This is a genomic window from Ideonella azotifigens, from assembly GCF_006519715.1.
In the GTDB taxonomy this organism is placed as follows: domain Bacteria; phylum Pseudomonadota; class Gammaproteobacteria; order Burkholderiales; family Burkholderiaceae_C; genus Ideonella; species Ideonella azotifigens.
The window spans coordinates 1-6,807 of record NZ_VIDT01000274.1; the positions used below are offsets into that span (position 1 = coordinate 1).

Genomic DNA, 6,807 nt, shown 5'->3' on the forward strand with positions numbered 1-6,807 from the left:
GGTATGACCTCGATGCCACGCGCGCGGCAGGTGTCGAGGTCAATGTTGTCCAGCCCCACACCCAGGCGGCCGACCACGCGGCAACGCGACAGCGTCGCCAGCAGCGGGCCGCGCACCTGCGTGCGGTTGCGCACGATGAGCGCATCGGCTTCTGGCGCTGCGGCCAGCAGGTCGGCCGGGCGGTCGACCAGGCCGGGTTCATAGCGCACGTCATGCGCAGCTTGCAGGCGCGCCACCGACTCGGCGTGCATGGCTTCGGGAATCAGGATCTTCATGGGCATCAGGCAGCGGGACAGCGGCCCCTGAATAAACGCGCAAGTATCGCGAGCCTGCCGCCATGCCTTCAGCACAAAACAGGATATCGATCCTAGGAATCCGAATGACGGATCCCGAAACCGCCGCGTGGTCATCGTGCGCCAGCGCATTCGCGGCGGCATTGCCCGGGAGAGGCGCCTGGACGGCAAGCAACTGCGGCTGGACCTGGCCGGCCCGAGCGTGCACGAGGGCAACCGGCTGTGGGAGTACGCGCTGCTGGTCACAGACGTGGCCTACCCGCTGGAGTCGGTCGGTCAGTTGTACCGCGACCGCGCCGACGCGGAGAACGCCTTCGACGAAACGGCTGATCGCCAACATCAGTGCGGCTTTGCAGCACGTCAAGGCAGCTGCGGAGCAGTTCAAGGGCCTAGACCGCTGTCCCGGTGCGAGCCCGGGCATGCGTGGCCGCAAAAGGCGCCCGCTCTTTGAACCAGCTACGGGATGGATCATGCAGACCGGGCGGCCTGCAGGACCCGGTCCCGTCGAGCACTCGCAACGTATGGAGAGCTTGTGCCCCATGAGGGCACACCTTGCCGGATGGCCTGCCTTCAGACGTGAGGCAGACAACCTCTCGTGAAGCATCGCCCGATGCTTCGTCGCCACCTCGTCGGTCAGGTTCTCTCCGGTCGCACGGGTAGTGAACGGTGACGAGGTGTCGTCGAAGGCAAGCCCATCAGCTCGCAGCAAGTTGTACCCAAGGCGGGTGGAACTGTTGGGTGCCCTATGAAGTCATGCGAAGGATTGGCTTGATGACCTCGCCTCGAGCGCTGTCGGCGAAGGCTTCGTTGATCTTCTCGAACGGGTAGTAGCGAACAAGCCGATCAAACGGAAAGCGCCCCGACCGATACAGCCGGATCAATTCTGGAATGAACAGCTGCGGCACGGCGTCGCCTTGAATGATGAAGCGAACGAGCGCTCCAGGGCTCAGCTTTAGTAGCTCGACGACACCATGTGGACCTGGAGCGACAAACCCGATCTGACCGAGCGTGGCCAGACCTTTCAACGCATGCGCCAGCATCTCGCTGCGGCCACTGGTCTCGAATACATAATTCACGCCTCTGCCGGTGATCGCACGCAGCGCTTCGCCCACATCCTGCTCCATCGGATTGATCGTGTGCGTGGCACCGAGTTCACGGGCTAGCGTGAGTCGGGCCTCGTTGACGTCGACCGCGATGATCGCCCTAGCCGCGATGGCGTTGGCCGCCATGATCGCGGCCAGGCCCACAGCTCCGACCCCGAACACGGCGAGGGTTTCGCCCGCCGTCATCTTGAAGGTGTTGAGCACCGCGCCGGCACCGGTCTGCAATCCGCAGCCCAGCGGAGCGAGCAATTCCAGAGGCATATCCACGGGAACCTTCACAGTATTGCGCTCGGTGGTCAGCGCATAGGTCGCGAAGGAGGACTGTCCGAAGAAGTGGCCACGCACAGCCGGGGCCTGCGAGCCGGCCGGGCGATGCACACCGATCGTGCCGTCCAGCCGCGCGCCCGAGAAGTTCACCTCGGCTTGGTGATCGCAGTAGGGAGAGTGCGCCTTCAGGCACGGTTGGCAGTGGCCGCACGCCTGATAGGAAAGCACGACGTGATCGCCAGGCTTGAGCGACGTGACGGCAACCCCCACTCGTTCGACGATACCGGAACCCTCGTGGCCGAGCACGATGGGCAGCGCAGTTGGCAGCCGCTGATGCCAGACATGCGCGTCGGTCTGGCAGACGCCGCAGGCGACAATACGAACGAGCACCTCATCGGCGCGAGGCTCGTCCAGTTCCAGGTCCTGAATCTGGAACGGCTCGCCCTTGGCTTCGGCGACAGCAGCACTGATCTTGATGCTCATGTGAAGATGTCCTAGGACACGTGTTTACGCCAGCCGTTCGGCACTGTTTCGCGGGCGGTCCGTTGGTGAATACAAGTCGCGAGCCACCGCAATCCGTTTCTTCGGAGTTCAAAGATCCGCATCAAGCGCAGACCGCCCAGGCAGCCTGCATCGCGGTCTCGGCTTCGAACTCGTAGGCGCTTGCTATCACCATCGTTCTGCCGTGACCCCACCTGGCCGATGGGCCGACACCAAAGATGCTTCGGGGCGAGTCGGGGATGCGAGCGCCATAGTCTTGGGATCGCTGAACTGCTGCAGGGAGTAACCACGGATCCCGATGCTAGTTCTCGGCGATCGCATGGGAGGCCGAAAGCTCACCCCGAAGCTGCACAGCCAAGGCCTGCATGTCGAGCTTTACTGCGACGGTTCCTCCCCCACAGTGACAAGAAGTCGCCCTGGAGGCGACCTGTGAGGTCAGACCTCGCGACTAGCGGTACCCGAGGATCGGCACCAGCTTTGCACCAAGCGGGCTTGTCCAATCCACCGCCAGTTCGGAGACGATCATGTCCACGGTCGTGATGATGGCGCCGGCCTGCTCCATGCGGCGCAGGGAGATGTCATCGCCGTACTTCGTGTAGGAAGCCGAAGCGTCAGCCGACACCTGTACTTCGTAACCCTCATCGAGCATCTGCAGGACCGGGAAGGTAATGCAGATCTCGGTGGTGACACCGGCGACGAACAGCTTCTTGCGACCGGTGGCTTTGACGGCCTTGTTGAACCCATCGTGATGCATGGCATTGACGATGCCGGGGCGCTTGATGCGCACGGCATACTCTTCCGGCAGGATGGCCTGCAGTTCCGAAACCAGCGGGCCCTGGACCTGGTCTTCCATGCTGGACGTCAGCACGATCGGAATTCCCGCGGCCTTGCCGATCCGCGCCAGTTTGAGGGCATTCTGCAGGACCAGGTTGATGTCGTGGGAGTGGGTCCAGGCCATCGTGCCGACCTGATGGTCGATCAGCAGCATGGCGGAGTTCTCGGGCGTGAATACTTTCTTGTGCATCGCGATTGACTTCCGTTTCGGTGGAGACCATCGACCACGTCGGTTGGTCTGGATTGGCTTTGAAATCCGTTCGTCGGCCCCTTGATGGCTCGACGGCGTTGAGTTTGCTTCACACGCTCTGTTCGAGAAAGCCGCAAAATGCCAGCCAAATTGTTCAAATGAATCGAACATGCCAGTCGTTGGAACACCCTCGCTTGATCAGTTGCAAGTGCTCATCGCCGTTGTGCGCGAAGGCAGCTTCGCGGCCGCGGGGCGCAGGCTTCACCGCGCGACATCTGCGATCAGCTATTCAATATCCTCGCTGGAGACGCAGCTCGGACTGGAACTCTTTGATCGAACCAACGCGCGCCGCCCGAAGTTGACCAGCGCCGGCGAGACAGTGCTCGCCAAGGCCCGATCGGTAAGCAGTGGTGTGAGCGATATCAAAGCGCGCGTGGCAAGCATCCGGCAGGGTCTGGAAGCTGAGATCTCAATGGTGGTCGACGTGATGTTCCCCACGCAGAGATTGGTTGATGCCGTGCGAGCTTTTGAAGAGAAATTCCCGACCGTGACGCTGCACCTGAATCTGGAAGCATTGGGCGCAGTCTCCCAGTTGGTGCAGCGTGGCGTCGCGCGGCTGGGGATCGGCGGAATCCATCACTCCGACACCACGGGCTTCGAAGTCGTTTCAGTGGGCCAGGTCGAGATGATTCCCGTCGCGACGCCGACGCATGCCTTGGCAGGCGTGGACAGCAACGTTGTCGGCGCGGCGAAGCGACACCGTCAGCTGGTCTTGCGCGTGCGCGAAGCGTTTCAACCGGGACCCGACGTTGCCGTCTACGCGGCGGACACGTGGTCAATGTCGGATCTGGGTGCCAAGCATGCGTTGCTGTTGGCGGGATTGGGCTGGGGATACATGCCCGAGCCCGCGGTTCGCCAGGATATCGTCGACGGGCGATTGGTTCGTCTGAAGGTTCCCGAATCCCTCGGGGGCTTCTACCTGTTTCAAGCCATGTACCGCCCCGACACGCCGCCCGGCCCTGCCGGCGCTTGGTTGATCCAGACGCTGGTCGAACACGCCTGATGCTTTGGAGGCTTGCGCCGGCATGTCGCTGCTCGCCGTCGGGGTACCCGTTCTGGCCATCCGAGGCGGCACCTACCGCCTTCTTCTCGAAGATGACAAGCTCTGTCCTGCAGTTCGAGCGCCTTCAGGACCTTGGCCTTGATCGCCAGCGCCACGGCCTTCGGCCCGTTCCGACCGCCGCAATCTTCTCTGGAGCTCAGGAACTTGTTCGCGCCGACCGAACTTTGACCCAACACGGCGCTTCGTTGGAACCCGTCTTCGAGGGCGCCCACGCGGTGCCCTCGGACAGGTGCGGCAGCTTCGAGCGCTGCGCGCACTAGGCCGTGGGAACGGTACCGCCGTCGATCACATACTCCGCGCCGGTGATCGATGCGGCGCGCGGCGAGACCAGGAACGTGATCAGGTCGGAAACCTCCTGAGGCTGCGCGGGGCGTCCGAGCGGGATGCCTCCCAGGGAATCCATGATGATCTTCTTCCCGCCCTCGTAGTCGGTCCCGGCATGATCCGCCAGACGCTGGGCGGCACGAACGGCCGCCTCGGTTTCGATCCAGCCTGGCGACACGCGCACCACACGGATGCCCTTGGGCGAGACTTCCTTCGACAGGCTCTTGCTGTAGGTCGACAGCGCCGCCTTGGCCGCCGCGTAGGCGGTGGTGGACTCCGGCAACGGCAGCTCGTGCTGGATGGAGGTGACGTGGATCACGACGCCGGATCCCCGCTTGATCATGGATGGAAGCAACGCCCTGTCGATGCGCACGGCAGCCATCAGGTTCTGCGTGATCGCGGTGTCCCACTCGGCATCGGTCAAAGCTGCGAACCCGCCGCCCGGCGCGCTCGAACCGCCAAGGACGTTGACGATGACGTCGATGCCACCGAGACGCTCAAGCGCAGCCTTGGCGACCGCCTGGCATCCCTCAGCCGTCATCAGATCGGCGGCCAGATAGATCACGCGGTCGGGAGCCGAGTCCGGAACCGATCGCGCCGTGGCCACGACGGTCATGCCGGCATTGCGCAAGGACTCTACGAGGGCCGCGCCAACACCCTTGGTGCCGCCAGTGACGAGCGCTGTGCGCCCGGAGAGTTCCAGGTCGAAGCTCACAGCGTGATCTCCAGTGACGCAATCTTGGCGCCATCGAGGCCGAAGGAAAACCGCAGATCAACGGGACTGCCAGGAAAGTTGCCCGTGACGTGGCCCGTGACGACGGTCTTGCCAGCCACTTCCTCAGCAGCAAGAGGCTCGATGGTGTAGGTGTACTTCTTCGATGAGCCGCCCTTCCATTCCTTGATGGCCGCCGAACCCATGTAGGTGCGGCCTTCGTCTTTGACAACGGCGTTGTCGGTGAAGCACTGGACCGCGGCGTCGGGGTCAACGCGATCGGACGAGAAGTAATCGGTGATGGGTTTCGGTAGATCCAGAGACATGCAGCCAGCTCCTGTGTACGTGGGCGGATCACCGTGGGCAATCCGAATTGATGGGCTGCAAGAATAGGGGTGGGCTATAAAATAGCAAGTACATACATAAAAGTAAGGTACATACCAACTGTATGAGTAAAGAATGGACACCCACAACGGCCGCCGATGGCGTCGAGCAGGCGCTGAAGGTGCTTGAGGGCAAGTGGAAGCTCGTGATCCTGTTCCACCTGTTCGGCGGCAAATTGCTGCGCTTCTCCGAGCTCGAAAGGGCCATCCCGGCCATCACTCAGAAGATGCTGATCCAGCAGTTGCGCCAGATGGAACTGGATGGAGTCGTGCGGCGGATCGTCCATCACCAGGTGCCGCCGAAGGTCGAATACGGACTGACCGATTGGGGCCAGGCACTCTGCCCCGCGCTTGATGCGCTGCTCAAATGGGCATCGCTGAGAGAAGGCTGACTCGAACCGCCCATGGTCGGGACCGACCGTGGGGGAGCGGAACCCCCCGGCGGTGATCGCACTTGCTCTGCGTTGCAGTCCGGTCGTCGGATACAGCGTCGTGACTGCTGGAAGCTCACACCGCGACAGGCGCGCCAAGGCGGCGTTCGGCGACTACCCCGCATCAGCCGATGCTGGCTGCATCGTGGCGGCCTACAACCTGGTGCGCATGCGCACGCTGGGACACGTCCGTCTGCAGGTAGCCGGATGAGTGGAAAAGAGACGCAAATGAGCCCGAAAAGGACCCGAATCGAGCCGGAAACAGTTCATCGGACCGAATCGGTGACCTGGATCACCAAAATTCGGTCAGCAACAGGGTCGGGGCGAGTGCCGGTACGCGGTATTTCAGCAACCTGCTAGCAGTCCAGAAAGACTAAAGGGTCAGCAGGCGCTAACCCACTGACCCTCGTCGACTTTGGTGCGGCTGGCAGGATTCGAACCCACGACCCCTTGGTTCGTAGCCAAGTACTCTATCCAACTGAGCTACAGCCGCTGATAGTTCGGTGAATTATGACATATCCGGTCATCAATCCAGTGCCGCGGCGCGCTGGTCGCAGTTGCTGGCGACCAGTTCGTCACCTTCCTGGCGCGCGATGCGGGCCAGCGTGCGCAGGCCCAGCCGGCGCACCGGCGTGCTGAGGCTTTC

General features: G+C 62.7%; 7 protein-coding genes, 1 tRNA gene and 1 pseudogene. 3 read left to right on the forward strand and 6 right to left on the reverse strand.

What is annotated here, in order from left to right; genetic code table 11:
- A pseudogene (locus tag FKP22_RS16580) lies at positions 1-275 on the reverse strand (3-phosphoglycerate dehydrogenase); the annotation flags it as partial.
- Between the two features lie 127 nt (positions 276-402).
- Here FKP22_RS16580 and FKP22_RS16585 point away from each other — a divergent pair.
- Positions 403-744: a hypothetical protein gene (locus tag FKP22_RS16585; protein ID WP_141288564.1), complete on the forward strand. Its 342-nt coding sequence runs from the start codon at positions 403-405 to the stop codon at positions 742-744.
- Positions 745-1,036: 292 nt separating this feature from the next.
- Here the strand turns inward: FKP22_RS16585 and FKP22_RS16590 are convergent, their stop codons facing one another.
- Together FKP22_RS16590 and FKP22_RS16595 are read right to left on the reverse strand one after the other, a co-directional pair.
- Positions 1,037-2,146 (reverse strand): NAD(P)-dependent alcohol dehydrogenase, encoded by a 1,110-nt coding sequence (locus FKP22_RS16590; RefSeq protein WP_141288565.1) that lies wholly within the window; start codon positions 2,144-2,146, stop codon positions 1,037-1,039.
- Between the two features lie 466 nt (positions 2,147-2,612).
- On the reverse strand, positions 2,613-3,152 hold the full coding sequence (locus tag FKP22_RS16595; RefSeq protein ID WP_231011583.1) for an isochorismatase family protein: 540 nt from the start codon (positions 3,150-3,152) through the stop codon (positions 2,613-2,615).
- Positions 3,153-3,357: 205 nt separating this feature from the next.
- Here FKP22_RS16595 and FKP22_RS16600 point away from each other — a divergent pair, with 205 nt between their 5' ends.
- Positions 3,358-4,251 carry a LysR family transcriptional regulator gene (locus FKP22_RS16600; RefSeq protein ID WP_141288567.1) on the forward strand — a complete coding sequence of 298 codons (894 nt, stop codon included), beginning with the start codon at positions 3,358-3,360 and terminating at the stop codon, positions 4,249-4,251.
- Positions 4,252-4,567: 316 nt separating this feature from the next.
- Here FKP22_RS16600 and FKP22_RS16605 read toward each other — a convergent pair whose 3' ends face one another.
- Positions 4,568-5,350, reverse strand: a complete 783-nt coding sequence (locus FKP22_RS16605) for an SDR family oxidoreductase (protein ID WP_141288568.1) — start codon at positions 5,348-5,350, stop codon at positions 4,568-4,570.
- Complete coding sequence (locus FKP22_RS16610; RefSeq protein WP_141288569.1) at positions 5,347-5,673, reverse strand: nuclear transport factor 2 family protein; 327 nt, start codon at positions 5,671-5,673, stop codon at positions 5,347-5,349. The genes FKP22_RS16605 and FKP22_RS16610 overlap by 4 nt, the downstream gene beginning before the upstream one ends.
- Before the next feature lie 122 nt (positions 5,674-5,795).
- On the opposite strand from FKP22_RS16610, the gene FKP22_RS16615 reads away from it, so the two are divergent.
- Positions 5,796-6,122 carry a winged helix-turn-helix transcriptional regulator gene (locus tag FKP22_RS16615; protein ID WP_141288570.1) on the forward strand — a complete coding sequence of 109 codons (327 nt, stop codon included), beginning with the start codon at positions 5,796-5,798 and terminating at the stop codon, positions 6,120-6,122.
- Positions 6,123-6,577: 455 nt separating this feature from the next.
- Here FKP22_RS16615 and FKP22_RS16620 read toward each other — a convergent pair.
- Positions 6,578-6,654 (reverse strand) — tRNA-Arg (locus FKP22_RS16620).
- Between the last annotated feature and the right edge of the window lie 153 nt (positions 6,655-6,807).